A 26,522-nucleotide genomic window follows, 5' to 3' on the forward strand; every position below is an offset into this window, starting at 1 on the left:
TACTGGTGCACAAGAACATATTGGTGCACCGACGCGGTGCTTGACATTAGGCTAAGCCATTGATTGTTGTTTCTTTTGTGCATGGCACAACGATTGCTCCGTGTTTGCCGCATTCCCTCATCCATCTCCTCAAGGAGGCCACCGATGTCGATAGACAAAGTCAAGAAACTCATCAAGGACAATGGCGTCAAGTTTGCGGACCTGCGTTTCGCAGACATGGCCGGACGCGAGCAGCATCTGTCCATCCCGGCCAGCACGCTGGACGACGCCTGCTTTGAAGACGGCAAGATGTTCGACGGATCCTCGATTGCCGGCTGGAAGGGCATCAACGAGTCCGACATGGTGCTGTTGCCTGATGCCTCCACGCTGTTCCTCGATCCCTTTGCTGAAGAGCCGACCCTGGTGCTGCGCTGCGATGTGCTGGAGCCGTCGACCATGCAGCCCTATTCCCGCTGCCCGCGTGGCATCGCCAAGCGCGCCGAAGCCTACCTCAAGGCCAGTGGCGTGGGCGACACCGCCTTCTTCGGCCCGGAGCCGGAATTCTTCATCTTCGACAGCGTCCGTTCGGATGTGTCGATGAAGGGCAGCTTCTACGAGATCGATTCCGAAGAAGCGGCCTGGAACTCGGGCAAGGTCTACGAACACGGCAATACCGGCCATCGTCCGGGCGTCAAGGGTGGTTACTTCCCCACCGGCCCGGTCGATTCCCTGCAGGATATCCGTTCGGCCATGTGCCTGACGCTGGAAGCGCTCGGCATACCGGTGGAAGTGCATCACCACGAAGTCGCGACCGCCGGCCAGTGCGAGATCGGCACCCGCTTCAACACGCTGGTGAAGAAGGCCGATGAGCTGCTGACGCTGAAGTATGTGGTCAAGAACATCGCTCACCAGCATGGTCACACCGCCACCTTCATGCCCAAGCCCCTGGTGGGTGACAACGGCAGCGGCATGCATGTGCATCAGTCCATTGCCAAGGCCGGCAAGAACCTGTTCAGCGGCAACGAGTACGGCGGTCTGTCCAAGCTGGCGCTGCACTACATTGCCGGCGTGTTCAAGCATGCCCGTGCCATCAACGCCTTCACCAACTCGACCACCAACAGCTACCGCCGTCTGGTACCTGGCTTCGAAGCACCGGTCCTGTTGGCCTACTCGGCCCGCAACCGTTCGGCCTCCTGCCGCATTCCCTGGGTGTCGAATCCCAAGGCCCGCCGTATCGAGGTGCGCTTCCCGGATGCCATCAACACCGGTTACCTGTCCTTCACCGCCCTGATGATGGCCGGCCTCGATGGCATCAAGAACAAGCTCGATCCGGGCGCGCCGTCAGACAAGGATCTGTACGATTTGCCGCCCGAGGAAGAGAAGCTGATCCCGACCGTGTGTCACTCGCTGGATCAGGCGCTGGAAGCGCTGGATGCCGATCGCGAGTTCCTCAAGGCCGGTGGCGTCATGAGCGATGACTTCATCGATGGCTACATCGATCTGAAGATGAAGGAAGTCACTGCCATCCGCATGCACACCCATCCGATCGAAATCCTGCAGTACTACTCGATCTGATGCCGCTGGTGCGACCGGAGCGTGTCATGAACCGGAGTGTCGTTTCGATGAGCGACGCCGCCACCAACGCCAGGTCGCCGCACGCGGCGGCGCCGGAGCATTCCGGCGCCGTGCTTGATCTGCTGAGTACGCCCCTGGCCATCGTCAATGGCCAGGGGCGAGTGCTGCACGCCAATGCAGCGCTGATTGAAACCTACTGCGAACGCCGCCTGTCGGGCACAGAGCTCAGCACATTGGCCTATGGCGAGCATCCGTTGTCTGACCTGGCGCGCCGGGTTGCCGGCCAGTGGCAGCGCCTGGTGGCTCGCAGGGTCTTGCTGGAACTCAGGCGAGATGCCCCCAAGCGTTTCGATGTGGCAGTAACGCCGATCGAATGGCGCGGCGAGGCTGCGGTACTGTTCGAATTTCACGCCTTGGCCGAACATGATCAGGATCTGGGCGAAGGCGTGGATTCCACCCCCGAGCCGGCGGCCCAGCAGATGGCAAGGGCGTTGGCCCACGAAATCAAGAATCCGCTGGCCGGTCTGCACGGCGCGGCGCAACTGCTGGAACGCGAACTGCCGAGCGCAGCGCTCAAGGAATACACGCAGGTCATCCGCGCCGAGACCGATCGCATCCGGCGGCTGGTGGACCGTTTGTTGCAGCGACCGGAAGTGGCGCACGCCGGGCAGAGTTTCAATATCCACGAGGTGCTGGAGCGCGTGCGCACGCTGATAGGCGCCGAGGCCGGCAGCCAGGTGCAGGTGCTGCGCGACTACGATCCCAGCCTGCCGGATCTGGATGGACATCCGGATCGATTGACCCAGGCGGTGTTGAATCTGGCCCGCAATGCCCTGCAATCGGGCGCCGGCACGATCCGCCTGCGCACCCGTGCCGAGCGCCGCGCGCGCATCGGCGATCACACCTGCAAGTTGGCCCTGCGCATTGATGTCTGCGATGACGGCCCGGGCGTGCCCGAGGATCTGCGCGAAAGTCTGTTTCTACCCTTTGTCACCGGACGTGATGAGGGCACCGGTCTGGGTTTGCCGGTGGCGTTGGGCATCGCCCGTGAACATGGCGGCACGCTGGCCTTCGTCAGCCGCCCCGGATCCACGGTCTTCAGTCTGCTGATTCCGGTGACGCCATGAGAGAGCGGTCAAACGCAAAACGTCAAACGTCAATTGAAGCGTGCTTCGTTGGGGGGCTCTGTGATCGTGCTGGGGTCGGGAATGGACAGCGGTCAAACGTAAAACGTGAAACGTCAACGAAGCGCGCCTTTATTGACGTTTTACGTTTTACGTTTTGCCGCTGTCCAGTCCTCAAGCTACCAGCATCAGCAGTCCTTTCAACGAAGCGCGCTTCAATTGACGTTTCACGTTTCACGTTTTACTTGTCCAGCTTCATTTCGGTGCCCGCATGAGCGCCCAACTGCATCAACGCAGCGGCCCGCGCCGGGTCGTGTGGCTGGTCGATGACGATCGCTCGATCCGTTTCGTGCTGGAAAAGGCGCTGGCCGGGGCCGGTTTCATGGTCGAGAGCTTTGATGCTGCCGAACCGGCCTTGCGGGCGCTGGGAACGCGCAGCCCTGATCTGGTCTTCACCGATGTGCGCATGCCCGGCATGGACGGCATGGCCTTTCTGGAGAAGCTCGGCCAGCGCGCAGCGCAGGTGCCGGTGGTGGTCATGAGCGCCTACACCGATCTGCCGAGCACGGTGGCGGCCTTCCATCGCGGCGCCTTCGACTATCTGCCCAAGCCCTTCGATATCGACAGCGCCATCGACATGGCGCAGCGGGCCACTGCGCGCGAGGCACCCGCGGCCGAGACTGACTGGTCCGATGAAGGGTTGGTTGGCGATACGCCGGCCATGCGTGAGGTCTTCCGCGCCATCGGCCGGCTGTCGCGCGCCGATCTGTCGGTACTGATCACCGGCGAAACCGGCACCGGCAAGGAGTTGATCGCCCGCGCGCTGCACCGGCACAGCCCGCGCGCCGACGGTCCTTTCATCGCGCTCAACACCGCCGCCATTGCGCCGGAGTTGCTGGAAAGTGAGCTTTTCGGTCACGAGCAGGGGGCCTTCACCGGTGCGACCCGGCGCCATCAGGGCCGTTTCGAGCAGGCCGAGCGCGGTACCCTGTTTCTCGATGAGATCGGCGACATGCCGCTGGCACTGCAGACCCGGTTGCTGCGAGTCCTGGCAGAAGGCGAGTTCTATCGGGTCGGTGGCCGTGAACTGATCCGCGCCGACGTGCGCGTGATCGCCGCCACCCACCAGGATCTGCGCGGCAAGGTCGAGCGTGGCGAATTCCGCGCCGATCTGCTGCATCGGCTGGACGTGGTGCGCATCCATCTGCCGGCGCTGCGCGAGCGTGCCGCCGACGTGCCGCGCCTGGCCGATCGCTTCCTGGCCGAAAGTGCCCGCGAGATGCGAGTAGCCACCAAGCATCTGTCGGTGGACGCCGTGCGTGCACTGACCCGTTATCCCTGGCCCGGCAATGTCCGCGAGTTGCGTAATCTGTGTCAGCGCCTGGTGCTGATGGCCCCGGGTGCACAGGTGCTCAGTGGCGATCTGCCCGAGGAGGTCCGCCGTTCTGCGCTCGCGCCCGCGGCGGAAGCCAATTGGCTCAAGGCCCTGGCTGACTGGTCAAGGCAACAGTTGGAACTGGAGCAGGCAGACCTGCTGGAATCGGCCAAGGCCAGCCTGGAGCAAGTGATGTTCGACGAAGCCCTCAAGCTGACCGGCGGCGACCGCCAGCAAGCCGCCAAGCGCCTGGGCTGCGGCCGCAATACGCTGACCCGCAAGCTGGGGCCGAAGAAGCGCTGAGGCTGGTTGCTGGTTGTCGGTTGTCGGTTGTCGGTTGTCGGGACTCGGGACTCGGGACTCGGGACTCGGGACTCGGGACAGAGCCCCGCAGCCTTTTCCCGTGCCCCGTGCCCCGTGCCCCGTTTCCCGTTTCCCGTTTCCCGTTTCCCGACACTGACACCCATAACCAGCACCAGCTGTTAGGCTACGCGCCCCCTTTTTCAGCTTCGCCGCGGAGTCGCCATGAGCGCAGAAACACAGCAGGTGGTTCGTTTTCACTACAGCGTGGCCGAGGTCGGCAAGCCGGCCATGGAGAGTTCGCGCGAGGGTGGTGAGCCCATTGCCGCGCTGATCGGCGCCGGCAACATCATTCCCGGGCTGGAGAAGGCCCTGGCCGACAAGAAGGCTGGCGACCGTTTCGAGCTGCTGGTGACTGCGGCCGAAGCCTATGGTCCGCGCAACGAGGCGGCGACCCAGCGCGTGCCGAAGAAGTACTTCCCGACCCAGGTGGCATTGCGCCCCGGAGTCACCGTGATGTTGCAGACCCAGCAGGGGCCGCGTCCGGTCACCGTGATCAAGGTCGGCATGAGCGTGGTCGATGTGGATCTGAATCACCCGATGGCCGGCAAGGACCTGAATTTCGATATCGAGATCGTCGAGGTGCGCGATGCCAGTGCCGAGGAAATTGCCCATGGCCATGCCCACGGCGACGGCGGTCATCACCACTGAGCAAATCGTCAATGCGGGGACTGCCGCAACGAAAGGTTAACGCGTAATCTACGTCGTCTTTTCATTCCGGCAGGATGACGATCATGCAACGTACGCGTTTGTGGATGGCTTTGGCTGCGGCAGTCAGCGTGAATCTGTCGGCGCCGGCACTGGCCCAGGATCAAGGCTCGTCGACCGAAGCCAGGGCGGACGAAGCCAAGCTGCTGGATCAGCTGACGGTGCTCGGTTCGCGCCGCGTGGGTCGCTCCGATACCGAGTCGCCGGTACCGGTGGATGTCATCACCATGCAGGAGATGGCCGAGCGCGGCGCCCAGTTCGATCTGGCGCAAACGCTGCAGTTCACCGTGCCGTCCTTCTTCTCCACCCGCCAGACCGGTGCCGACGGCGCCGATCTGGTTGACGGCGCCGCGCTGCGCAATCTGGGCTCGGACCAGACCCTGGTGCTGGTCAACGGCAAGCGCCGCCACACCACCGCCCTGGTGAACCTGTTTGGCGCCCGCAATCGCGGCAACACCGGCACCGATCTCAATACCATCCCGGTCTTGGCCATCGATCGCGTCGAGGTGCTCAGGGATGGTGCTGCAGCGCAGTATGGCTCCGACGCCATTGCCGGCGTGATGAACATCGTGCTCAAGCGCGACAAGGGTTGTGAAGGTCTGGCCGGTTACGGCAAGTACAGCGCCGGAGATGGCGAAAACCAGCTCTACAGCGCCTATTGCGGCATCGAGATGGGCGATGGTGGCATCTTCTCGGTCACCACCGAATACGGCAACCGCGGCCGATCTGACCGCTCCGAGCCGCGCGACAATCCGCGCACCATCGGTGACAGCGCCGTGGAGAGCGGCACGCTGGTGGTCAACAGCGAAATCCCGCTGACCGACACCGCCGACTTCTATTTCAATGCAGGCCTGCAGAACCGCCGCGCCTCGTCCGCGGCCTTTGCTCGCGACGGCGTCGACGACGTGCCCTCGCGCAACTCAGCAGCGATGTATCCGAACGGCTTCGTGCCCTTTATCAACGGCGATCTCGAAGACCGTTACGCCACGGTCGGCAGCCGCGGGCTGGTCGCCGATTGGACCGTGGACTTGTCGGCCACTTACGGCTACAACGAGATGTATTACGACATCAGCAACACGCTGAATGCCTCGATTGCCAATTTCGAAAGACTGAACAACCGTCCGGCGTTGAGCAACACGGCCTTCGACGCCGGCGGCTTCCTGTTCCGCCAGGGCACGGTCAACCTCGATTTCACCCGCTATTTCGATGGGCTCTGGGGTGGCGCCAACATCGCCTTCGGCGGCGAGTACCGCGATGAGAACTACCAGATCCGCGCCGGCGAACCTGGCAGCTACATTGATGCTGATGGTCCCGGCGGCGGCAATGCCGGCAGCCAGGGCTTTCCTGGTTTCCAGCCCGGCGACGAAACTGACAGCAGTCGTGACAGCTACGCGCTCTATGCCGATCTGGAGATCACCCCCACCGATCGCCTGACCACGGACATCGCGGCCCGTTTCGAGCACTACAGCGACTTTGGATCGACCCTGGACGGCAAGCTGGCGCTGGCTTTCGAGGTCAACGACGACTTCGTGCTGCGTGGCTCGGTGTCCAGCGGCTTCCGTGCGCCTTCGCTGCAGCAGCGCTTCTTCTCCTCGACCTTCACTGATTTCATCAGCGGTGAACCGGTGGACGTGCTGCTGGCACCCAATGGCGGCGCCATCGCCCGCGCTGCCGGCATCCCCGATCTGACCGAAGAAACCTCCGTCAGCGGCGCGCTCGGGTTCACCTGGCGGCCGAACAGCAGCATGTCGATCACCGTCGATGCTTACCAGATCAACATCGATGATCGCATCGTGCTCTCCGGCCGCTTCAATACCGACGATCCGAACATCGGCAGCATTCTCGCCGGTCTGGGCGTCGGCGAGGCCCAATTCTTCGTCAACTCGGTGGACACCCGTACCCGCGGCGTGGACATCACCGCAGCCTGGGATTCGACACTGTGGGGTGGCGAACTGACCACCTCGCTGGGCGTCAATATCGGCGAAACCGAAGTCACCGCCATCCATGCGCCAGCGGCCCTGGTGGGACGCGAAGACGTGCTGCTCAGCGATCGCGAGCGCCTGTTCATCGAGAACGGCTCGCCGGAAAACAAGGGCGTCGTCGGTTTCGACTGGACCCGTGAGCGCTGGAACGCCAACCTCAAGCTGATCTGGTTCGGCGAACAGACCCTCGGCACCTTCTCCGGCCCGCCGGTGCCCAATCAGCACTACAACGCCAAGGCCTCGGCCGATCTCAGCCTGACCTACAGCATCAGCGATGCCACCAAGCTGACCGTGGGTGGCGCCAATATCTTCGATACCAAACCGACCCGTCAGAACCCCGACGAAACCGACAACGGCCATGTCTACGAGAGCGTGCAGTTCGGCCTGAACGGCGCCGCCTGGTTTGTGCGTCTGCACAGTCGCTTCTTCTGATCGGCGGTATCTGCGCAGGCGTCGGGGCGGCTTTTGGGAGGGACGCGCGCCTGCGCGGCCGCTGTTGATCTGCCTTCTGCACAGGAAGCGGCGCCGCGGCGCGGCGCCCTCCCGAGCAGCAGCCTGCGCTGTCGTGGGTCCAGACTTGTCTGGACCTGCAACAGCCCAAGCCTGGAGCCTTTCCCGTGCCCCGTGCCCCGTGCCCCGTGCCCCGTGCCCCGACACCAACGCCCCCTGAACTTTGCCCGGAAATCAGGGTCCAAGGTGCTCCCGTGTCAACTCATCGCGAGCCTGCTTACCGCCATGAAACTGTTGCGTTGTTGTGCTCTTGGCCTTGCCATTCTCACGACTGTTCCCTTCGGCCCACCCGCCCTGGCGGCCTTGCCTGCCGAAGTCGACAACACGCCGATGCCCTCGCTGGCGCCGATGCTGGATCGCACCACGCTGGCGGTGGTCAATGTGGCCAGCAAGACCCGGGTGCAGGTGCGCAACCCCTTTTTTGACGATCCCATCTTCCAGCGTTTCTTCAACCGCCCCGATGTACCGCAGGAACGGGTGCAGCAGAGTCTGGGCTCGGGCGTCATCGTCGATGCGGCCAAGGGCCTGGTGCTGACCAACAATCATGTGGTTGAACGCGCCGACGAGGTGACGGTGACCCTGCATGACGGGCGCACGCTGAATGCCGAGATCGTCGGCCGCGATCCGGACACCGATGTCGCCGTGATCCGGGTGCCGGCGGAGAACCTGACCGAACTGGGCCTTGCCGACTCCGATGCGCTGCGCGTGGGTGATTTCGTGGTCGCGATCGGCAATCCCTTTGGCCTTGGCCAGACCGTCACCAGCGGCATCGTCAGCGCTCTGGGTCGCAGCGGACTGCGGGGCCTTGGGTACCAGAACTTCATCCAGACCGATGCCTCGATCAACCCGGGCAATTCCGGCGGCGCACTGGTCAATCTGCGTGGCGAACTGGTGGGTATCAACAGCGCCATCTTCAGTCCGTCGGGTGGGAATGTGGGCATCGGCTTTGCGATTCCCTCGAATCTGGCGCGCGATGTCATGAAGCAGCTCATCGCCTACGGCGAGGTCAAACGCGGCAGTCTGGGCGTGCAGGCCCAGGATCTGGATGCCCGCCTGGCGCGCGCGCTGGAACTGGCCGAGGGCCGCGGTGCGGTCATCACCCAGGTGGTGCCGGAGTCGCCGGCAGAAAAGGCCGGATTGCAGGCCGGCGACGTCATCGTCCGTCTCAATGGCAAGGTCATCGGCAGCGCCGACGAGCTGTCCAATACCGAGGGCCTGTTGCCGATAGGCAAGGCGCTTGACGTCGAGTTCGTTCGCCGCGGCAGCAGCCGCAACGCCAAGCTGACGCTGATTGCCAGCAGTGCCCAGCAGCTGGGCGGCGAGAAGCTGGATCCACGCCTCAACGGTGCCCGATTCGGGGAACTCAGCCAGCGCGAGAAACAGGCCGGCATCAAGGGCATCAAGGTGCTGAGCGTGGCTGATGGCAGCCGGGCGGAAATCGCCGGGCTGGTGGCTGGCGACATCATCTTCGGCGTCAATCGCTATGAGGTCGGCAACCTGGCCGAACTCAGCCAGCTGCTGAGCGAGCGCCCGCGGCAGATCCTGTTCTCGCTCTATCGCGGGCGCCGGGCTTATTACCTGCCGATCGAGTAGCTGGGAAACGGGGCAGGGGACACGGGGCATGCGGCACGGGACACGGGACACGGGACACGGGACACGGGACACGGGACACGGGACACGGGACACGGGACACGGGACACGGAGCATGCTGTTGTAGGTCCAGACTTGTCTGGACGCTCCTTGCTCGGTGGTGCAGGAGCGGGGCAAGGGACAAGTCGCATGCTGTTGTAGGTCCAGACTTGTCTGGACGCTCCTTGCTCGGTGGTGCAGAAGCGTCCAGACAAGTCTGGACCCACAAGAGCGCGCCGCCCGTGGCCAAATGGCCTGCACGGGCCAGTCTCGGGCGCAGACAGGCACAAGCCCCGCAGCCCGTCATTCCCGCGAAAGCGGGAATCCAGTGCCCCGAGACACTTGCATGCGCATGGGTTCCCGCTTTCGCGGGAACGACAAAGGCTCAGCAGTCCCATCCCTTTTCTCTCTTTCCTTTCACCTTTCACTTTTCCCGTTTAACCTCACACCGCCCTGCGGCACCGACAACCAACAACCAACAACCAACAACCGCCCAAATGGATTCCTACGTACTCTTCGGTCATCCGGTCGCGCATTCGCGCTCGCCGTGGATACATGCGCAGTTTGCTGCCCAGTTCGGATACGAACAGAGCTACGAGTGTGTCGATGTGGTTCCCGAGCATTTCGAGGAAACGCTCTGGAACTTTGCCGAAGCCGGCGGGCGGGGCGCCAATGTGACCCTGCCGCTGAAGGAACAGGCGGCCATGCTCTGCGATGAGCTGACACCGGCGGCGGCCCGCGCCGGCGCCGCCAATACCCTGATCCGTCTGCCGGGCCAGCGCTGGCGGGGGGACAATACCGACGGTGCCGGATTACTGGTGGATTTTGAGCGACTCGGCATTGCCGTGTCCGGCCGCCGGCTTGTCATCATCGGCGCCGGTGGCGCCACCCGCGGCATCCTCGGGCCCTTGCTGGAACTGGCGCCACGCCAGATCGTGATCGTCAATCGCACGCCGGAGCGCGCCTTGCAGCTGGTACTGGAGTCAGGTGCGATGGGTGTGGTGCAAGCCTGGTCGCTGGATGATCTGGCCAGTGTGGGCCACGCCGATGTGCTGATACACGCGACCTCGGCTTATCGCGCCGAGGGCTTGCCACCGCTGCCTGAGGAACTCATCGACGCCGAGACCGTGGCCTACGATCTGGGCTACGGACCCTCGGCAGAAGTCTTCCTGGCCCAGGCCCGTCGCGGCGGCGCCCACCTGGCAGTCGATGGTCTGGGCATGCTGGTGGAGCAGGCAGCCGAGTCCTTCCTGCGCTGGCGCGGTGTGCGCCCGCAGACCGCGGTGGTGCGCGAGAACCTCAGACGCCTGCTGGCCGATGGCTGAACCCGGACAGATGTCCTGTCGCGTCGGCTGCGCGGCCTGCTGCATTGCGCCGTCGATCAGCAGCCCGATTCCGGGGATGCCGGACGGCAAGCCGGCGGGCGTGCCTTGTGTGCAACTGGATGCCGAGTATCGCTGTCGTCTGTTCGGTCGGCCCGAACGTCCGGCGGTGTGCGGGAGTCTGCGGCCGGAACCGGATATGTGCGGCAGCAGTCGCGCGCAGGCCATGGCGACGCTCGCCGAGTGGGAGCTGTCGACATCGCCCGAACCGGCGCGCTAGCCCGGCTAGCGGAGCACCGCGAATTCGTAGCTGGCGATCGGCATGGTGCCGCCGGTGGCATCGGTCATCACCAATCGGTATCGCCCCGGCTTGAGCAACTTGCCTTTCAAGGCCACCGTGACCATGCCTTCGATACTGACTGCGGCTGACGCGATATCGACCGTCACTTCGCCATCGCGGAGCAGGCGCACGCGATAGGCATCCTGCGGTTGCGGGCCCGCCGGTACTTCGATCAATACATTGGCGTCGGCAGCCGGTGCGCTGATCGGCGGCAGCGACTGGCTGCCTAGCGAGCGAGTCTCGTCAAAGCGGATGAAAGTCACGTCCCCGGTTGGCGCTTCGGCATTCGCGAGTGCCGCGCGCAGCTGTCGGATCTCGTGATTGGCGTTCCACAACAGTGCCGCACCGGTGAGCGTGGCAGCCAGGGCCAAACCGCGGCTGAACCATGGCGTTGGCCGGGCCGGGCGCAGCGGCAGCACGGCAGGAGCGGCAGGCGCACTGTCAAAGACCATCGGGTCGCGTCGGGCCAGTTCACGCACACCCTCCCGGAGCATCTGCTCGGCCTCCACCCATTCCGCCCATTGCGGATTGGCCAACAGAGTCTCTTCGAAGCGGGATAGCTGTGGTTCGTTGAGGTCTCCGGCGACATAGTCGGAAATGAGCCTCTCGAACTCGTCCAGCGGCATGGGATGGCGATCGCCGAAACTGTGTTCGGCCGATCCCGGGCGAGGCGGTGTGAAGTCCATGATCATGATTTCGTCTTGGTACTGTCAAACAATGTCGCCACAGCGGCGGATGTCCCAGCCGATTCTGCCAACCGCGACACAAATTCACGCAGACGGACTCTGGCCCGGTGCAGGACGCGATCGAAATGACGGGTTTCGAGATCCAGCTTCTCGCAAATATCGGTCTTGCTCAGATCGTCAAGATAAAAGGCTCGCAGCACCTGACGGTCGCGCTCGTTCGGCATCTCGTCAACGATGCTGCGCACGGCCTCCAGCATCTGGCCATGCTGCATGCGGTCTTCCGGCGAAGGCTCGAACTGCGCTTCGACGCTGTGCGCGTACTCGCTGGCCAGACGCCGCCGTCGGGCCTCGGTGCGGCTGGCATTGGAGGCCAGATGTACGGCCGTGGTGTGGGCAAAGGCTACCTGCTGCTGCGGATCGACAATCTCTCCCTGGCGCCAGCGGGCAATGATGAGGATCAGCGCTTCCTGGACCAGATCGTCAACGATCGGCGAGCTGCCCAGGCGGGCTCGCAGCAACACTCTCAGGCCCGGGCGCAGTCGCTGGGCAAGTTCGCGTTCCGCTGCGGCGTCGCAGCGCAGAGTCTGCTGGGTGGCCAATCTGGGCATGTCCGAGGTGTGCGCCATGGGTGCATTGTATGCGTCTCGGTGCCCATCTTACTGCGGCTGAGGGCTCTCGCGCCGGTTCAGGTAAACAAAGTACAGCACCGGGATCACCACCAAGGTCAGCAGCGTGGACACCAGAATGCCGAAAATCAGCGAAACGGCGAGACCGTTGAAGATGGGGTCATCGAGAATGAACAGTCCCCCGGACATGGCCGCCACGGCTGTCAGCGCGATGGGCTTGGCCCGTACGGCGCAGGCTTCGACCACCGCATCGGCCAGTGCCGTGCCCTCGCGCATGGCCTGATTGATGAAATCGACCAGCAGGATCGAATTGCGCACGATGATGCCGGCCAGCGCGATCATGCCGATCATGCTGGTGGCGGTGAACTGTGCGCCGAGCAGGGCATGCCCGGGCATGACGCCGATGACCGTCAGTGGAATCGGCGCCATGATGATCAGGGGCACGACGTAGTTGCGAAATTGCCCCACTACCAGCAGATAGATCAGTACCAGACCGACCGAATAGGCCAGGCCCATGTCGCGAAAGGTCTCGAAAGTGATCTGCCACTCGCCATCCCATTTGATGGCGAAGCGGGCCGTGTCCACCGGCGCCTTGAAGAAATATTGATCGATGGCGCTGCCATCCAGGCCCTGATCGGCGATCTCGCCGACAATGCTGAACATGCCATAGAGCGGGCTGTCGACGGCGCCGCCCTCATCGGCAAAGACCATGCTCACCGGCAGCAGGTCCTTGTGATAGATGGAGCGCTCCCAGCGCGCATCGCGGATCTGGACCAGCTCCGACAGCGGCACCAGTTCGGCATTGGCGGCACGCACCTGCAGCGTCAGCAGATGCTCGAGCTCGGCCTGGTCGCCCGGCGCCAGGCGCAAGCGGATCGGCATGGCGTACTTGGCCGCACCGTCACGCAGATAGCTGGCGTCCAGGCCGCGCAGACCGGTGGCGATGGTGTCGACGATCTGCTGCTGGGTGATGCCCAGGCGCGCCGCCCGCTGGCGGTCGACGATGAGCAGATCGCGTCGGGCGTCGGCTTCCACGGTGGTGTCGATATCGACAATGCCGGGAGTCTGTGCGAATCGCGCCTGCAGCTGGAGTGCCAGTTCACGACCGCGCGCCGCGTCTGGGCCGTAGATTTCGGCGACCAGTGGCGACATCACCGGTGGACCGGGCGGTACCTCGACCACCTTGACCGACGCCCCGTAGCGCGCGCCGATGGCGGCCAGCGCTGGCCGCGCGGCGCGGGCTATGTCGTGACTCTTGCGGGTACGTTGGTGCTTGTCGACCAGATTGACCTGCAGATCGCCGACATTGGCGCCAGCGCGCAGATAGTACTGGCGTACCAGGCCGTTGAAGTTGACCGGTGCCGAGGTGCCGGCATAGCCCTGGATGCTGGCGACCTCGGGCTGTCTGGCGACCTCGGTCGCGAGTTCGACCAAGGCGCGGTTGGTGCTTTCCAGGGTACTGCCTTCGGGCATGTCCAGCACCACCTGAAACTCGGACTTGTTGTCGAAGGGCAGCATCTTCAGCACCACCAGTTCGACCACGGCCAGACTGGCCGAGGCGGCGACCAGCACCAGCATCGACAGGAACAGCAGCAGTCGGCGGCGGCCCGCCCGCGCGCCTTCCAGGAACGGCCGCAGCACCCGGTTGAAGAGCCGGTGGAGTCCGCTGCTGCGCTGGTCGTCGCCGTGGGTGCTGCCGCCATGATCGGCGGCGTGATGGCGGATCAGTTTCAGCGACAGCCACGGCGTGACCGTCAGTGCGACGGCCAGTGACAGCAGCATGCCGACACTGGCATTGATCGGGATGGGCCGCATGTACGGGCCCATCAGGCCGCTGACGAAGGCCATCGGCAGCAGCGCCGCGATCACGGTGAAGGTGGCCAGGATGGTGGGTCCGCCGACCTCATCGACCGCAGGCGGGATGGCTTCCTTCAGCGAGCGACCGCCGAGCGCCATGTGCCGGTGGATGTTCTCGACCACCACGATGGCGTCGTCCACCAGGATGCCGATCGAGAAGATCAGCGCGAACAGGCTGACCCGATTGATGGTGAATCCGAGGAAATAGGAGGCGGCCAGCGTCAGGGCCAGAGTCAGGATGACCGCCGTACCCACGACCAGCGCTTCACGGCGACCGAGCGCGAACAGCACCAGCAGCACCACCGAGAGCGTGGCGAAGATCAGTTTCTGGATCAGCTTCTGGGCCTTGTCGGTGGCAGTCTGGCCGTAGTCGCGGGTGATCTCGACTTCAACGCCGTCCGGTATCACAACGCCACGCAAGGCCTGCAGCCGCTCGGCAATGCTGCTGGTGATGTCCGCCGCGTTGCTGCCGGGCTTCTTGGCAATGGCCATGGTCACGGCCGGCGCTGTACCCGTCGCCGGACCGTCGTGAACAGCCTGGTGCCAGACGTAGCTGGTGGGCAGATCGCCGCCGCCACGCACATCCGCCACATCCGACAGGTACACGGGCTGGCCGCGATTGAGGCCGATCACCAGTTCGCTGACTTCGGCGGCATCCTGGAGGAAGCCACCTGCTGTCAGCGGAATTTCCCGATCTTCGACCACTCTGGCGCCCGCTTGTGCCACCTGATTCGCAGCCCGCAGGGCGTTGCCGAGGTCGCCCACCGTGAGCCCGTAGCCGGCCAGTCGGGTCGGGTCCAGCTCTACCAGCGCGACTCGGTCGGGTGCGCCGATGGTGTAGACATCGCGGGTGCCGGGCACGCGCTTGAGCTCGGCTTCCAAGGTATGGGCCACTTCGGCCAGCTCGGTGGCGCCGCGTGCTGGATCGTCGCTCCACAACGTCAGACTCATCACCGGAACATCGTCTATGCCCATCGGTTTGATCAGCGGCTGACCCACGCCCAGCCCCTGGGGCATCCAGTCCTGGTTGGAATAGACCTGGTTGTAAAGGCGGACGATGGCATCGCGCCGCGCCTCGCCGACGATGAACTCGACGGTGATGACCGCGCCGCCGGGGCGACTCACCGAATAGACATGTTTGACGCCCTCGATTTCCGCGAGCGTCTGTTCCAGTGGCACCGCCACCAGATTCTCGACATCGGCCACGTCGGCACCCGGGAAAGGCACAAACACGTTGGCGAAGGTCACCTCGATCTGCGGCTCTTCTTCGCGCGGGGTGATCAGGGTCGCGGCGATACCCAGCAGCAGTCCGGCCAGCGCCAGAATCGGTGTCAGCGGATTGGACTGGAAGCTGCGCGCCAGCCTCCCGGAGAAGCCCAGTGCCTCACTCATGGTCGGCCCGCCGGCTGACCAGGGCCGCTGCGGCGGCCAGTGGGTCGGTGACGATGGTCTCCCCGCCACTCAACCCGGCCAGCACTTCGACGCGATCTCCGAAGGTGTGTCCCAGCCGCAGCTGGCGCAGGCTGAGCTGCTGCTCACCCAGCACATAGACGGCACTGATTTCGCCCCGCTGCACCAGCGCGCTGCGCGGCAGCAGCAGGCGCTCACTGGCACCGACGTCGAACGCCACCTTGACGGTCATGCCCGGATGCAAGCCGGTCTCTTCCTCCGGCAGTTCGATGCGAATCTTGAAGCTGTGGGTGTTGGGGTCGGCGTAGGGGAACACCGTGACCGACGTCGCGGCGATCCGTCGCGCGCCATCAGCACCCAGCAGCACACTGGCCTGCTTGCGATCACGAATGGCGGCGATATCGCTCTGGGGAACTTCCACTGCCAGTCGCAGCTGGCCCAGGGACAGCCCGGAGATCAGCTGCTGTCCGGGTCGCACCGACTCGCCCACCTGCACATGTCGGGCCGTGACGATGCCCGTGAAGGGTGCGCGGATGACGGTGTAGTCCACCTGCTCGCTGGCGCTGCGTACGCCGGCCCGGGCGGCCTCCAGCGCCGCACGGGCGGAATCCCGTCGGGCAATGGCCTGATCCATCTGCGCCTTGGCTACCAGCTTGCGCTCATAGATGCTCTGGATGCGCGTGTATTCCGACTCTGCCTCACGGGCCGCAGCCTCGGCAGCGCGCAACTGCGCCTGAGCCTGGCGATTGGCTGATTGCTGCTCGACATCGGTGAAGCGCACGACCACCGCGCCGGCGGGAACGTAATCGTCGACGTCGAAAGGCAGTTCCAGCACCCGGCCCGCGGTCTGTGCCGACAGCGTGGCTTGATTCACCGCCTCGACCACGCCGTCCCAGACACGCTCTCGCGCCGTGTTTTCGGGCACGATCGTCAATGTAGGCAACTCGGGCAGCGGCGCCGGATTGGTGGCTGTCGGCGTTGTGCTGCCGCAAGCCGACAGACTTGCCAGCAGCACGATGAGAGTGGCGAATCGAAGGGTCATGTCAGCGGAAGGCCTGTCCGGCAGGGAGTCCGGATTTCTTCAGGATGATGGCCAAGGGGCAGAAGCCTGTGAAGGCCGACTGCAGCAGATTGAGGCCGACAAAGGCAGTCAGCAGCAACCACCACGGTGAAAACCAGTGCGCCAGAGCCACGCTCAGCAATACCACCGTGCCGGCAAACGCAAGAACGATACGGTCGATGTTCATGTTCAACTCCTTCTCTTAGCTAGTGCTAATATAGCCACGACTAATATAAAAGCAAGAGTCCAAACAGTCCTGCATCGGCGGGATCCTGACGCTACTTCAGTTTGCCGATACCCAGGGCCTTGAGCACGTACTTCTCATAGATGGGCTCGGTATTGCCGCTCTTCATCTTGGCCAGGAAGTACTTCTCGAAGGCAATCTTGGCGACATGTACCCAGCGGCCGACCTTGGCCCAGGTGACGTTGCGCGGCGGCATCTGCGGAATGGCCACGAAGGCCGCACCGGTATCGCCCATGTCGGCCAGACAAATGGCGTTCCAGGTGGCTTTGGCCGACGGCGCCTTGCCCTCGATGGCGGCCTTGAGGTTGTGGACGATGGCCGACACCATCGATTCGATCATGAAGCCGGTCTTGGGCACGCCGGTGGGTACCGGCGTGGGCTCGGTCGGGGCAATGGCCACGCACACACCCGCCGAACAGATGTGAGGGAAGCCCGGGTTGCGCTGGAATTCGTCGATCAGCACGAAGCCACGCGGATTGCACAAGCCCTCAACCGCGGCCACTGCAGCAACGCCGGTGAACGCCGGCATCATCATCGCGAACTTGAAAGGCAGAACATGTTCGCGAAGGACCTCGCCGTGATCGTTGTGCTCGATGGCCGTGACCTGATTCTCGGTGAATTCACGCACCTTGCAGTTGGTGATCCACTTGATGTGGCGCTGTCTGAACTCGGATTCGAGCAGGCCCTTGGAATCGCCCACACCGCCGAGGCCCATATGCCCGACGTAGGGTTCGCTGCTGACGAAGGTGATCGGCACGCGGTCGCGAAGCTTGCGCTTGCGCAGATCGGCGTCGAGGATCATGGCGAATTCGTAGGCGGGACCGAAGCAACTGGCACCCGCCACCGCGCCGACCACGATCGGTCCCGGATTCTTCAGGAATTCCTGATACTGCTCCCAGGCGCTGGTGGCATGTTCGGTGGTGCAGATGGACTGGGTGTGGCCGTTGATCGGGCCAAAGCCCGGGATCTCGTCAAAGGCCAGCCTTGGGCCAGTGCAGATCACCAGATAGTCGAAATCCAGCGTCTTGCCGGACACCGTCGTCAGCGACTTGTTCGCCGCATCAATGCGGGTTGCTGCCTCCGGAACGAAATCGATGTTCTTCTTGCCCAGGTACTTGCCGGCATCCACCTGGATCTCCGGCGGTTTGCGCCAGCCCACCGCCACCCAGGGATTGGACGGCGTGAAACTGAAGCGGGGGCCATCACCAACGACGGTGACCGAATGCTCCGGACCCAGTGCCGCGCGCAGTTCGTAGGCGGCGCTCATGCCGCCGATGCCGGCGCCGAGGACGATGATGTGTGCCATGCTCTTCTCCCAGGGTGTTTGCACCAGTATGGGGCATTCATACCCCGGGGAGCATTGCTCTATATCAACTTGTGCTAATTTATTAAGATCGCCTGGAAATGATGGTTCGCAGATGAATCACGCACTCGACATGGAGCAGATGCGGGACAGCGCCGGTGCCGCCGCGCGCTTGCTGAAGGCACTGGCCAACGAGCATCGCCTGCTCGTGCTATGCCATCTGCTGGAAGGTGAGCGCTCGGTAGGGCAGCTCAATGCCGAACTCGATCTCAGTCAGTCGGCGTTGTCACAGCATCTGGCGGTGTTGCGCGAGGATGGTCTGGTGGCTACCCGACGCGAATCCCAGACCATCTATTACCGTGTGGCCAGCGATGCCGTCAGCACCGTCCTGACGGCGCTGCACGGTATCTACTGTGCGCCCAGAAGCGCCTAGCCCGCATTTCTCACACCTGTTGCGGAAGATCGCGCAGGGCTTTGCGACTAGCGCAAGGCGCGACGACGAGGAATGGTGATTCCATTGCGAGGAGGAGCAACGCAGCGATAGTCGCAAAGAACCAGCGAGGTCCGCAAAGCGGGCAGATGCGGCCGTACACTCTGCGTGCTGTGTGGCCACCGATTCGCCTTGCGCCACAACGGAATCGCGGCATCTGCACGCGCAGGTGTGAGAAATGCGGGCTAGGGGCTTGGTTGACCCGGGCCAGAATCGGGACGGGGAGGCCTGAATCCAAGGGCGGTCAGGACAGGCAGGCCAACCCAGCAGGATTTTCACTCTCCTCGGCGAGAACGGGTCGATGGGTAAGGATCTTTCGTCGGCGCAGCCCCCGGTCTGGGCCGTTGCAGCGCCGCTCCTTAAGCGAGGATGACATCGGCGCGCCCTTTCTCACACCGTTGCCGGCGAGTCAGGCTAGCATCGGGCGCAATCTTCATCGGGCAACTTCATCCATGACCCTGACGCGCCTGGCCCTGACCGCCTTCTGCCTGAGCCTGCCCATCATGGGACTGGCCAAGGAAAAGCACCCTGGCATGGACGCCTTGATCGCGGAAGTGGCCGCTGGCGATCAGGCGCGTGCGGCCGAAGTGCGGCAGCTGATGGAAGAGGCGGAGTATCAGCCCGCGATCATCGAGGCCATGACCCGTCCGGCGGAGGGCAAGCCCTGGTATGTCTACCGCCCGATCTTCCTGACCGAGGCCCGCATAGCCGGTGGTGCCGAGTACTTCGAGAAGAACCGCGAGCTGCTGACGAAGATTCAGGCCGAACAGGGAGTGCCCGCCGAATACGTGGTTGCCATTGTCGGTGTCGAAACCTTCTACGGCCGGATCATGGGCAAGTGGAAGGTGCTCGATGCCCTGACCACGCTGGGGCTCTATTACCCGCCGCGCGCTCCCTTCTTCCGCGGTGAACTGATCCGCTTCCTGAATCTGCCACGCGAGCGCCACATCGATCTGGATCTGGCCAATGTGCAGGGCTCTTACGCCGGCGCGATGGGTCTCGGGCAGTTCATGCCGACCAGTTTCGTCAAGTGGGCGGTCGATCAGGACCAGGATGGCCGCATCGATCTGTGGAATTCGGCCGACGATGCGCTGGCCAGTGTGGCCAACTATCTGCGCGATCATGGCTGGACCGAAAATGCCCCGGTGACGGTGCCGATGATCCCCGGCCCCGGAGCGCGGCGCCTGCGCGACACCGGTCTGGACCCTATCTTTCCCTTGAGCCAATTGGTGGAATGGGGCTATCAGCCGGTGGATGGCGTGGTCGTGGCCCCGGATCAGCCCAGCAATCTGCTCAGCCTGGAAGTGGCTGACGGTGAATTCGCCCATTTCGCCATCTTTGCCAATTTCCGCGTGATCACCCGCTATAACCGCTCGCCGATGTACGCCATGGCCGTACACGACCTGGCCCAGGCGATCCGCGAGCGCACCGGCGGTGTGCGCCCATGACGGGGACAAGGGGCAGGGGGCAGGGACCCCACGTCGCGGCATGGTCAGATCATGCGTCGAGGTTGGGCCCCTGCCCCCTGCCCCTTGCCCCTTCTTTCTCAGGTCGATAAATCAATGGGTTGCCGTACATTCTATGAAAGAGCCCTGCGGCTGTCCCTGATCGCGCTGGTACTGGCGGCGCTCGCTGCCTGTGCCACGCGTGGACCCGAGCGAGCCGCACCGGGTGCGCCGCCCGCGCCGCGCGAATACCAGCCGCTGGACGGCCCGCCCAACGTGCCCTTCGACGTCGACTCGCTGCCTGAGCCGGTGCCCAAGGATGAGCCGCTGGCGCGCTATGGCAACCACTCGCCCTATGAGGTTTTCGGCAAGCGCTACAAGGTGTTGCCGCGCAGTGCCGGCTATGTCGAACGCGGCACCGCGTCCTGGTACGGCACCAAGTTCCACGGCCGCCTGACCAGCACCCGTGAGCCCTATGACATGTACCAGTTCACGGCCGCCCATAAGACCTTGCCCTTGCCGAGCTATGCCAGGGTGACGCGGCTGGACAACGGCAAGAGCGTGGTCGTGCGCATCAATGATCGAGGTCCTTTTGTTGGCGATCGGTTGATTGATCTGTCCTATGCCGCAGCCGTCAAGCTCGGCATCCACATGACCGGCACGGCACCGGTGGAAGTGCGGGTGCTGCATCCGGGTGACGATCCGTCCGCCAATCTGCCGGCACCGCCCACGCCGGATCGACCGCAAGTGGTCAGCAGCGCGGGTCGCAGCTATCTGCAGGTGGCGGCCTTTGGCTCCCGCGCCAATGCCTTCGCCCTGCGGCGCAAGCTGCAGCGGGCGGGTTTTGATGCCGTGCGGGTGTATTCGGCGCGTGCTGCCCATGGCAAGGTCTATCGCGTTCGCATCGGACCGATCCTGGGTCAGGCGCAGGCGGAATCCTTGCGCGCCCGTTTGCGTGAGCGTGGATTCGGTGAGGCAAATCTGCTGCAACGCTGACACTTTGGCTGCTGAACGCTGCCGGTCTGCCGCGGCCTCCGTTAACATGTGAAGCCGGCCGATGCGATAGCGTTTGCGCCCTGAAGCGCAGGCGTAACTGAATCGCACGCCTCGTGCCCCCGTTCCAAACTCCCCGCGCAAGCCGCAGCGGCCTTGGCCGATGCCCGCGAATACTGCCCAGACCCGATGAAGAAAGCCCTCGCGATACTCCTGTTGATGACTCAAGCCGCCGTCATGGCGCAGGCACCGGCACCCGTGCCCAAACCGGCCATGCCGGTGCCCAAGGCGGCGCCGATGGTGATCCCCGATGCGCCGGTGCTGCCGGTCAAGTCGGCCATCCTGATCGAGCAGACCACCGGCCAGGTCATTGCCGAGCAGGCCGCCGACGATCGTGTCGAGCCGGCCAGCATCACCAAGGTCATGGCGGCCTACGTGCTCTTCCAGGAGCTGCGCGCCGGTCGCCTGAAGCTGGACGACAAGGTTCGGGTCAGCGAGAACGCCTGGAAACGCGGCCTTGGCGGCTCGCGCATGTTCGTCAACGCCAACAGCGAGGTTGATGCCAAGGACCTGCTGCTGGGCATGATCGTGCAGTCGGGCAACGACGCCACCATCGCTCTGGCCGAGCATATTGCCGGCACCGAGGATGGCTTTGTGCAGCAGATGAACATCTATGCCCAGCGCATCGGCATGAAGAACTCGCATTTCACCAATGCGCCCGGACTGCCCGACCCTGAGCACTATTCGACGGCGCGCGATTTGGCCCTGCTGTCGCGGACGATGATTGCCGAGTTTCCGGAGTACTACGAGTGGTATTCCACGCCGGAATACACCTTCAACGGCATCCGCCAGTACAACCGCAATGCCTTGCTCCGCCGCGATGAAAGTGTCGACGGCATCAAGACCGGCCATACCACCTCCGCCGGATATTGCCTGGCGAGTTCGGCCAAGCGCGGCGACATGCGCCTGATCGCGGTAGTCATGGGCAGCAAGACCGAAGAGACCCGCGCCCAGGAAAGCCAGGCGCTGCTGAACTACGGCTTCCGCTTCTTCGAGGCCCACACGCTGTACACCAGGAATCAGGTGCTGGCGCAGCCCAAGGTCTGGAAGGGCGAAGTCGAATCGGTGGATCTGGGCGTGGCCGATGATGTACTCGTGGTCATTCCGCGCGGCAAATACGATCAGCTCAAGGCCAGCATGGATCTGCCCTCGCTGCTGATCGCTCCGGTGGCATTGGGACAGGGTGTAGGCAAGGTTCGGGTGGAACTCGACTCGAAGTTGCTGATCGAGCGTCCGCTGGTGGCTCTGGGCGAAGCACCCGAGGGTGGCTTGTGGCGGCGCACCGTCGACGGTTTCTGGCTGTGGTTCGAGGACGACGAGGAGGCGCCATGAGTGCCGAAACTGGCACCGACGGCGAGTCCGCACAGGGCCTGGTATTCCCCAGCAATCACGTGCTGATTGCCATGGGTCCAGCCGATGACGAGTTCCGGGCCGGGCTGCTGGCCGCGCTCGAGCAGGCTGGCGCACGCCGCACCGAAGCCGCCATCGACCATCGCTACAGCCGAACCGGGCGTTATCAGTCGGTGCACGTCGAGGTCTATGTCGAATCCCGAGAAGAACTCGAAGCGCTGTACGCGGTGATCAAGGCCCACCCAGGCGTGGTCTACCGGCTTTGAGGGCGGCGGCGCAGATGCTGGTCTGTGTAGGAGCGCCCTCGCGGCGCGACCTGCGACGCGATGATCCTGTCCTGAGGCATGTTGTGGCCAGAAGCTGGACGCAGAGTACGCAAAGGAAAAGCAGAGAGAACACGAAGAAGAGCGGTCAGAAATCAAGCGCGCTCTGAAGACTTCGTCGTCTCGGACCACCAGCGGCCGTCATTGCCGGCTACCTGCGTCTGCCCGGCACTGCCGACGGGCCATGAACCCGTCTGGTGCGCGTAGCCCGGTGTGGCGCGCAGCGGCTCACCGGGGCTTTTCGGCGTCAACGCCCGGAGAGCGCTTCGCGCACTTCGGGCTAATTCATCCGGCAAGAGCTTGCGATCCCCAGGGAAAAGCCGGCTCGCAATGACGCCATCGTGAGAGTATCTGCCGGCCCCGTGCCCCGTGCCCCGTGCCCCGTGCCCCGTGTCTGCCCATGTCCGACCTCCTGCTGATCCAGTGCACCTGTCCCCAAGCCGATGCCGAGCGCCTGGCGCAGACGCTGGTCAGTGAATCACTGGCGGCCTGTGTCAGCCAGGTGGGCCCGGTGCGATCGGTATACCGCTGGCAAGGCACGGTCGAGTCCGGTCACGAGATGTTGTTGCTGATCAAGACCACGGCGGCCGCGTACCCGGCACTGCAGGCCCGCCTGCAGCAATTGCACCCCTATGAAGTGCCCGAGATCATCGCCCTGCCGATCAGCGACGGATTGCCGGCCTATCTGCACTGGTTGCGCGAGAGCGTGGGTTGAGCAGTAACCGCCTTGTGCGTTGGCGCGGAAACTTTCGGCATTCGGCGTGGTCGGAGTCCGGCTGATGCTGCGTGCGCCCTTCGAGCGGATTTGATGATGTTGATGTCCATGGATTGCAAACGCCTCTCCCGCGTCGGGCACCGCTGGATCGTGGCGCTGTGTCTGGCTGTGTCCGCGCCCCTGGCCTGGGCTGCGGTCGACGAGTCCGATCTGCTGCCGGTAGAGCAGGCTTTCGCCCTCAGCGCCGAGGCGCCGGCGCGTGATCTGGCCGAAGTGCGCTTCGCCATCGCTCCCGGCTATTACCTGTATCGGCATCGATTGGGTCTGGCGGCTGTCGACAATTCGATGCAACTGGCGCCCTTCAGCGTGCCCGACGGCGAGCCCAAGCACGACGAGTTCTTCGGCGATGTCGAGACCTATCGGGAAAGCCTGACGCTGTCGCAGCTACTGCCGGAACTGCCGGCCAGCACCCAGTCGCTGGAGCTGGAGGTGCGTTATCAAGGCTGCGCCGATATCGGCATCTGTTACCCGCCGCAGCGCACGCGGGTCACGTTGCGCCTGCCACCGGGCGGCAGTCTGGGGACGGTGGCGCCAGCGGACTTTGCCGACACCTCGCCACGAGTCAGTGGTCTCAGTCTGGGCGTGCCCGGCGGTGGCAGCCTGCTCGCCGGCAATGCTCAGGACGCCCTGCCGGAGGACGAGGCCTTCCGCTTCGAGGCGATCGCCACGGCGCCCGATCAGATGCTGGTGCGGTTCACCGTCGCGCCGGGCTATTACCTCTATCGCGACAAGACCAGGCTGCGTACAGACGCTGAAGGCATCACCCTGCTGACGCCCGAGTGGCCGCCGGCGCAGGCGCACGAAGATGCCCATTTCGGTCAGGTCCAGGTCTATTTCCAATCCTTCGAACTGCCGGTGCCGATGGCGCGCAGCAACACCGCCGCCCACAGCATCACACTGAATGCCGAATACCAGGGCTGCAAGGATCAGGGCATCTGCTATCCGGTGATGCGGCGCGCGCTGACTGTCGATCTGCCGGCCGGCGAGGGCAGCCGTGCGCTGACGGCGGTCGGCGGAGATGTCTCCGCGCCCGACGACCCGCCGATGGGCATCGCCGCCGCGCTGCTGGCTGCGCTGCTCGGCGGTCTGATCCTGAACCTGATGCCCTGCGTGCTGCCGATCCTGTCGCTGAAGGCGCTCGGACTGGCCAAGGGTGCCCATGGGCCAGGCTATGCCCGACGCCACGCCATCTGGTACACGGTGGGCGTGCTGGTGTCCTTTGCCGTACTCGGACTCGCCATCCTCGGTCTGCGCAGCGGCGGCGCCGCGCTGGGCTGGGGATTCCAGTTGCAGCAGCCTGGATTCGTCGCCCTGCTGGTCTACATCATGCTGGCGATCGGCCTGTCGATGTCGGGCGTCATCGCCTTCGGTGCCTCCCTCGGCGGGCTGGGACAATCACTGACCGAGGACGAAGGAGCCAAAGGCGCCTTCTTCACCGGTGTGCTGGCCACCGTGGTCGCCAGTCCATGCACGGCGCCATTCATGGGTGGGGCGCTGGCCTATGCCATGGCCCAGCCGCCGATGCTGGCGCTGGCGATCTTCCTGTCGCTGGGTCTGGGTCTGGCGCTGCCCTTCCTGCTGATCGGCTTCATTCCCGGTCTGGCGGACCGGCTGCCGCGTCCGGGCGCCTGGATGGAGACCCTGAAGCAGGCGCTGGCCTTCCCGATGTATCTGACCGGCGTCTGGCTGTTGTGGGTGCTCGGCCATCAGGTCGGCATGGACGGCGCCGGTGCCGTGCTGGCCGGTGGCGTGGCTGTGGCGATGGCGCTGTGGTGGTTCGAACGCCATCGCGAACATTCCCGTCTGCGGCGCTGGGCGCCGGTGCTGCTGCTGATCGCGGTGGCCGCCTGGCCGCTGCGCTTCGTGGCCGGGCTGGATGCCTCGGCCATCAGCACTCGCACCGCTGCTGCCGATATCGGCGAGGTCTACAGTGCAGAACGCCTGGCCGAGCTGCAGGCCGCCGGCAAACCGGTGTTCGTCAACATGACCGCCGACTGGTGCGCCACCTGCAAGGTCAACGAGCGCCTGGTGTTCTCGGGCGAGGCCTTTCCGGCTGCGCTCAAAGCCAGCGGTGCGGTTTATCTGAAGGGCGACTGGACTAACGAAGATCCGGAGATCAGCGCCTTCCTGAAGCGCTTCCGCGCTGTCGGCGTACCTTTGTACGTGGTCTTTCCGGCCTCGGGCGGCAAGGCCCGGGTATTGCCGGCACTGCTGTCCCAGGCCACGGTGGAAGAGGCCTTGACCTGGGCCGCAGCCCAGTGAGTCTGCGTTCACAGGCGCTGATCGTCGGCGCAGCACTGATCGCCGGGCTTGGCGGGCTATGGGCCGGGCACACCTGGTTCGGCCTGAATCCGCCGCCCGGCAGTCTGGCCATCGGCGCCCCTGCCATCGAGTTCGAGCTGCCCACGTTGGACGGCGGCAGCGCGACGCGCGCCCAGTGGGGCGGTCGCGTGCAGGTCATCAATTTCTGGGCGCCCTGGTGCGCTCCCTGCCGGCGCGAGATTCCGGTGCTGCAGGCCCTGCGCAAGGAATACGGCCCCGAGCGCGTCGAGATCCTCGGCATCGCCCTCGACGACGTCGATCAGGTGCGCAAGTACGCCAGCGATATGGCCATCGATTATCCGATCCTGCTGGCATCCATGAGTGACTTCGCCCTGATGCGCGCCTATGGCAATGATCGCGATGCGCTGCCGTTCACCGTGATTGTCGATGCCGACGGACGCCTGCACACCCGCAAGCTCGGCGAGTACCACGAGGCCGATCTGCGGGCCGATATCGAGGCCGCGCTGGGGCTCTGACACGGCATCCAGCCCTCGAGGATTCGGCGTTCGAGGCCGTTGTAGTGCCGAGCTTGCTCGGCAGGGTGTACGGCTCTTCTGCGACGACGGAAGCGCCAAAGCCCGGCAGAAGCAGCGGTGCAAGCTCCGCTCTACGAGAGAATCGGTGTACGAGGCTCTTGTAGTGCCGAGCTTGCTCGGCAGGGTGTACGGCGCTTC

General features: G+C 64.4%; 22 protein-coding genes. 16 read left to right on the forward strand and 6 right to left on the reverse strand.

Annotated elements, in window-relative coordinates; translation table 11 throughout:
* The first annotated feature begins 144 nt into the window (after positions 1-144).
* The 8 genes from glnA to H7A19_00510 all read left to right on the forward strand — a co-directional run bounded on the left by glnA (position 145) and on the right by H7A19_00510 (position 10,844).
* Complete coding sequence (gene glnA / locus H7A19_00475) at positions 145-1,554, forward strand: type I glutamate--ammonia ligase (protein MCP5473304.1); 1,410 nt, start codon at positions 145-147, stop codon at positions 1,552-1,554.
* Between the two features lie 26 nt (positions 1,555-1,580).
* Positions 1,581-2,681, forward strand: coding sequence for a PAS domain-containing sensor histidine kinase (locus tag H7A19_00480; GenBank protein MCP5473305.1), 1,101 nt, complete (start codon positions 1,581-1,583; stop codon positions 2,679-2,681).
* Positions 2,682-2,949: 268 nt separating this feature from the next.
* The gene (ntrC, locus tag H7A19_00485) at positions 2,950-4,356 is read left to right on the forward strand and encodes a nitrogen regulation protein NR(I) (GenBank protein ID MCP5473306.1); all 1,407 of its coding nucleotides are present in this window, start codon (positions 2,950-2,952) and stop codon (positions 4,354-4,356) included.
* 222 nt (positions 4,357-4,578) lie between these two features.
* Entirely contained in the window at positions 4,579-5,064 is a 486-nt protein-coding gene (locus H7A19_00490) for a peptidylprolyl isomerase (GenBank protein MCP5473307.1), read from the forward strand.
* A gap of 83 nt (positions 5,065-5,147) precedes the next feature.
* Positions 5,148-7,535 (forward strand): TonB-dependent receptor, encoded by a 2,388-nt coding sequence (locus H7A19_00495; protein ID MCP5473308.1) that lies wholly within the window; start codon positions 5,148-5,150, stop codon positions 7,533-7,535.
* 303 nt (positions 7,536-7,838) lie between these two features.
* Positions 7,839-9,206 carry a DegQ family serine endoprotease gene (locus H7A19_00500; protein MCP5473309.1) on the forward strand — a complete coding sequence of 456 codons (1,368 nt, stop codon included), beginning with the start codon at positions 7,839-7,841 and terminating at the stop codon, positions 9,204-9,206.
* A gap of 533 nt (positions 9,207-9,739) precedes the next feature.
* Complete coding sequence (gene aroE, locus H7A19_00505; protein ID MCP5473310.1) at positions 9,740-10,567, forward strand: shikimate dehydrogenase; 828 nt, start codon at positions 9,740-9,742, stop codon at positions 10,565-10,567.
* Complete coding sequence (locus H7A19_00510; protein ID MCP5473311.1) at positions 10,560-10,844, forward strand: YkgJ family cysteine cluster protein; 285 nt, start codon at positions 10,560-10,562, stop codon at positions 10,842-10,844. The genes aroE and H7A19_00510 overlap by 8 nt, the downstream gene beginning before the upstream one ends.
* Before the next feature lie 5 nt (positions 10,845-10,849).
* Here H7A19_00510 and H7A19_00515 read toward each other — a convergent pair whose 3' ends face one another.
* The 6 genes from H7A19_00515 to H7A19_00540 all read right to left on the reverse strand — a co-directional run bounded on the left by H7A19_00515 (position 10,850) and on the right by H7A19_00540 (position 18,093).
* Positions 10,850-11,596, reverse strand: coding sequence for a hypothetical protein (locus H7A19_00515; protein MCP5473312.1), 747 nt, complete (start codon positions 11,594-11,596; stop codon positions 10,850-10,852).
* Entirely contained in the window at positions 11,593-12,198 is a 606-nt protein-coding gene (locus H7A19_00520) for a sigma-70 family RNA polymerase sigma factor (protein MCP5473313.1), read from the reverse strand. The genes H7A19_00515 and H7A19_00520 overlap by 4 nt, the downstream gene beginning before the upstream one ends.
* Before the next feature lie 48 nt (positions 12,199-12,246).
* Entirely contained in the window at positions 12,247-15,465 is a 3,219-nt protein-coding gene (locus tag H7A19_00525) for an efflux RND transporter permease subunit (GenBank protein ID MCP5473314.1), read from the reverse strand.
* Positions 15,458-16,525, reverse strand: coding sequence for an efflux RND transporter periplasmic adaptor subunit (locus H7A19_00530; protein ID MCP5473315.1), 1,068 nt, complete (start codon positions 16,523-16,525; stop codon positions 15,458-15,460). The genes H7A19_00525 and H7A19_00530 overlap by 8 nt, the downstream gene beginning before the upstream one ends.
* A 1-nt stretch (position 16,526) precedes the next feature.
* On the reverse strand, positions 16,527-16,730 hold the full coding sequence (locus tag H7A19_00535) for a DUF2892 domain-containing protein (protein MCP5473316.1): 204 nt from the start codon (positions 16,728-16,730) through the stop codon (positions 16,527-16,529).
* Positions 16,731-16,821: 91 nt separating this feature from the next.
* A complete protein-coding gene (locus H7A19_00540; protein MCP5473317.1) occupies positions 16,822-18,093 on the reverse strand; it encodes an NAD(P)/FAD-dependent oxidoreductase in 1,272 nt (423 codons plus the stop codon).
* Positions 18,094-18,205: 112 nt separating this feature from the next.
* On the opposite strand from H7A19_00540, the gene H7A19_00545 reads away from it, so the two are divergent.
* The 8 genes from H7A19_00545 to H7A19_00580 all read left to right on the forward strand — a co-directional run bounded on the left by H7A19_00545 (position 18,206) and on the right by H7A19_00580 (position 26,324).
* The gene (locus H7A19_00545; protein MCP5473318.1) at positions 18,206-18,523 is read left to right on the forward strand and encodes a helix-turn-helix transcriptional regulator; all 318 of its coding nucleotides are present in this window, start codon (positions 18,206-18,208) and stop codon (positions 18,521-18,523) included.
* A gap of 509 nt (positions 18,524-19,032) precedes the next feature.
* On the forward strand, positions 19,033-20,028 hold the full coding sequence (gene mltB / locus H7A19_00550) for a lytic murein transglycosylase B (GenBank protein MCP5473319.1): 996 nt from the start codon (positions 19,033-19,035) through the stop codon (positions 20,026-20,028).
* A 144-nt stretch (positions 20,029-20,172) separates the two neighbouring features.
* Positions 20,173-21,021: a septal ring lytic transglycosylase RlpA family protein gene (locus tag H7A19_00555; GenBank protein ID MCP5473320.1), complete on the forward strand. Its 849-nt coding sequence runs from the start codon at positions 20,173-20,175 to the stop codon at positions 21,019-21,021.
* 186 nt (positions 21,022-21,207) lie between these two features.
* The gene (locus H7A19_00560; protein MCP5473321.1) at positions 21,208-22,410 is read left to right on the forward strand and encodes a D-alanyl-D-alanine carboxypeptidase; all 1,203 of its coding nucleotides are present in this window, start codon (positions 21,208-21,210) and stop codon (positions 22,408-22,410) included.
* Complete coding sequence (locus H7A19_00565) at positions 22,407-22,694, forward strand: DUF493 domain-containing protein (protein ID MCP5473322.1); 288 nt, start codon at positions 22,407-22,409, stop codon at positions 22,692-22,694. The genes H7A19_00560 and H7A19_00565 overlap by 4 nt, the downstream gene beginning before the upstream one ends.
* A gap of 457 nt (positions 22,695-23,151) precedes the next feature.
* Positions 23,152-23,466 carry a divalent-cation tolerance protein CutA gene (locus tag H7A19_00570; protein MCP5473323.1) on the forward strand — a complete coding sequence of 105 codons (315 nt, stop codon included), beginning with the start codon at positions 23,152-23,154 and terminating at the stop codon, positions 23,464-23,466.
* A 102-nt stretch (positions 23,467-23,568) separates the two neighbouring features.
* Positions 23,569-25,788 carry a protein-disulfide reductase DsbD gene (locus H7A19_00575; GenBank protein ID MCP5473324.1) on the forward strand — a complete coding sequence of 740 codons (2,220 nt, stop codon included), beginning with the start codon at positions 23,569-23,571 and terminating at the stop codon, positions 25,786-25,788.
* Complete coding sequence (locus tag H7A19_00580; protein ID MCP5473325.1) at positions 25,785-26,324, forward strand: TlpA family protein disulfide reductase; 540 nt, start codon at positions 25,785-25,787, stop codon at positions 26,322-26,324. Before H7A19_00575 ends, H7A19_00580 begins: the two co-directional genes overlap by 4 nt.
* Positions 26,325-26,522: the final 198 nt, after the last annotated feature.

This window comes from Rhodanobacteraceae bacterium (genome assembly GCA_024234055.1).
In the GTDB taxonomy this organism is placed as follows: domain Bacteria; phylum Pseudomonadota; class Gammaproteobacteria; order Xanthomonadales; family SZUA-5; genus JADKFD01.

Excerpts from the sequence above, each read along its gene's own strand:
- H7A19_00570 (MCP5473323.1), top strand. The coding sequence starts at position 23,152 with ATGTCCGACCTCCTGCTGATCCAGTGCACCTGTCCCCAAGCCGATGCC.
- H7A19_00510 (MCP5473311.1), top strand. The coding sequence starts at position 10,560 with ATGGCTGAACCCGGACAGATGTCCTGTCGCGTCGGCTGCGCGGCCTGC.
- H7A19_00515 (MCP5473312.1), bottom strand. The coding sequence starts at position 11,596 with ATGATCATGGACTTCACACCGCCTCGCCCGGGATCGGCCGAACACAGT.
- glnA (MCP5473304.1), top strand. The coding sequence starts at position 145 with ATGTCGATAGACAAAGTCAAGAAACTCATCAAGGACAATGGCGTCAAG.
- aroE (MCP5473310.1), top strand. The coding sequence starts at position 9,740 with ATGGATTCCTACGTACTCTTCGGTCATCCGGTCGCGCATTCGCGCTCG.
- ntrC (MCP5473306.1), top strand. The coding sequence starts at position 2,950 with ATGAGCGCCCAACTGCATCAACGCAGCGGCCCGCGCCGGGTCGTGTGG.
- H7A19_00500 (MCP5473309.1), top strand. The coding sequence starts at position 7,839 with ATGAAACTGTTGCGTTGTTGTGCTCTTGGCCTTGCCATTCTCACGACT.
- H7A19_00530 (MCP5473315.1), bottom strand. The coding sequence starts at position 16,525 with ATGACCCTTCGATTCGCCACTCTCATCGTGCTGCTGGCAAGTCTGTCG.
- H7A19_00535 (MCP5473316.1), bottom strand. The coding sequence starts at position 16,730 with ATGAACATCGACCGTATCGTTCTTGCGTTTGCCGGCACGGTGGTATTG.
- H7A19_00520 (MCP5473313.1), bottom strand. The coding sequence starts at position 12,198 with ATGCCCAGATTGGCCACCCAGCAGACTCTGCGCTGCGACGCCGCAGCG.
- H7A19_00545 (MCP5473318.1), top strand. The coding sequence starts at position 18,206 with ATGAATCACGCACTCGACATGGAGCAGATGCGGGACAGCGCCGGTGCC.
- H7A19_00495 (MCP5473308.1), top strand. The coding sequence starts at position 5,148 with ATGCAACGTACGCGTTTGTGGATGGCTTTGGCTGCGGCAGTCAGCGTG.
- H7A19_00480 (MCP5473305.1), top strand. The coding sequence starts at position 1,581 with ATGAACCGGAGTGTCGTTTCGATGAGCGACGCCGCCACCAACGCCAGG.
- H7A19_00560 (MCP5473321.1), top strand. The coding sequence starts at position 21,208 with ATGAAGAAAGCCCTCGCGATACTCCTGTTGATGACTCAAGCCGCCGTC.
- H7A19_00540 (MCP5473317.1), bottom strand. The coding sequence starts at position 18,093 with ATGGCACACATCATCGTCCTCGGCGCCGGCATCGGCGGCATGAGCGCC.
- mltB (MCP5473319.1), top strand. The coding sequence starts at position 19,033 with ATGACCCTGACGCGCCTGGCCCTGACCGCCTTCTGCCTGAGCCTGCCC.
- H7A19_00490 (MCP5473307.1), top strand. The coding sequence starts at position 4,579 with ATGAGCGCAGAAACACAGCAGGTGGTTCGTTTTCACTACAGCGTGGCC.
- H7A19_00525 (MCP5473314.1), bottom strand. The coding sequence starts at position 15,465 with ATGAGTGAGGCACTGGGCTTCTCCGGGAGGCTGGCGCGCAGCTTCCAG.
- H7A19_00575 (MCP5473324.1), top strand. The coding sequence starts at position 23,569 with ATGTCCATGGATTGCAAACGCCTCTCCCGCGTCGGGCACCGCTGGATC.
- H7A19_00565 (MCP5473322.1), top strand. The coding sequence starts at position 22,407 with ATGAGTGCCGAAACTGGCACCGACGGCGAGTCCGCACAGGGCCTGGTA.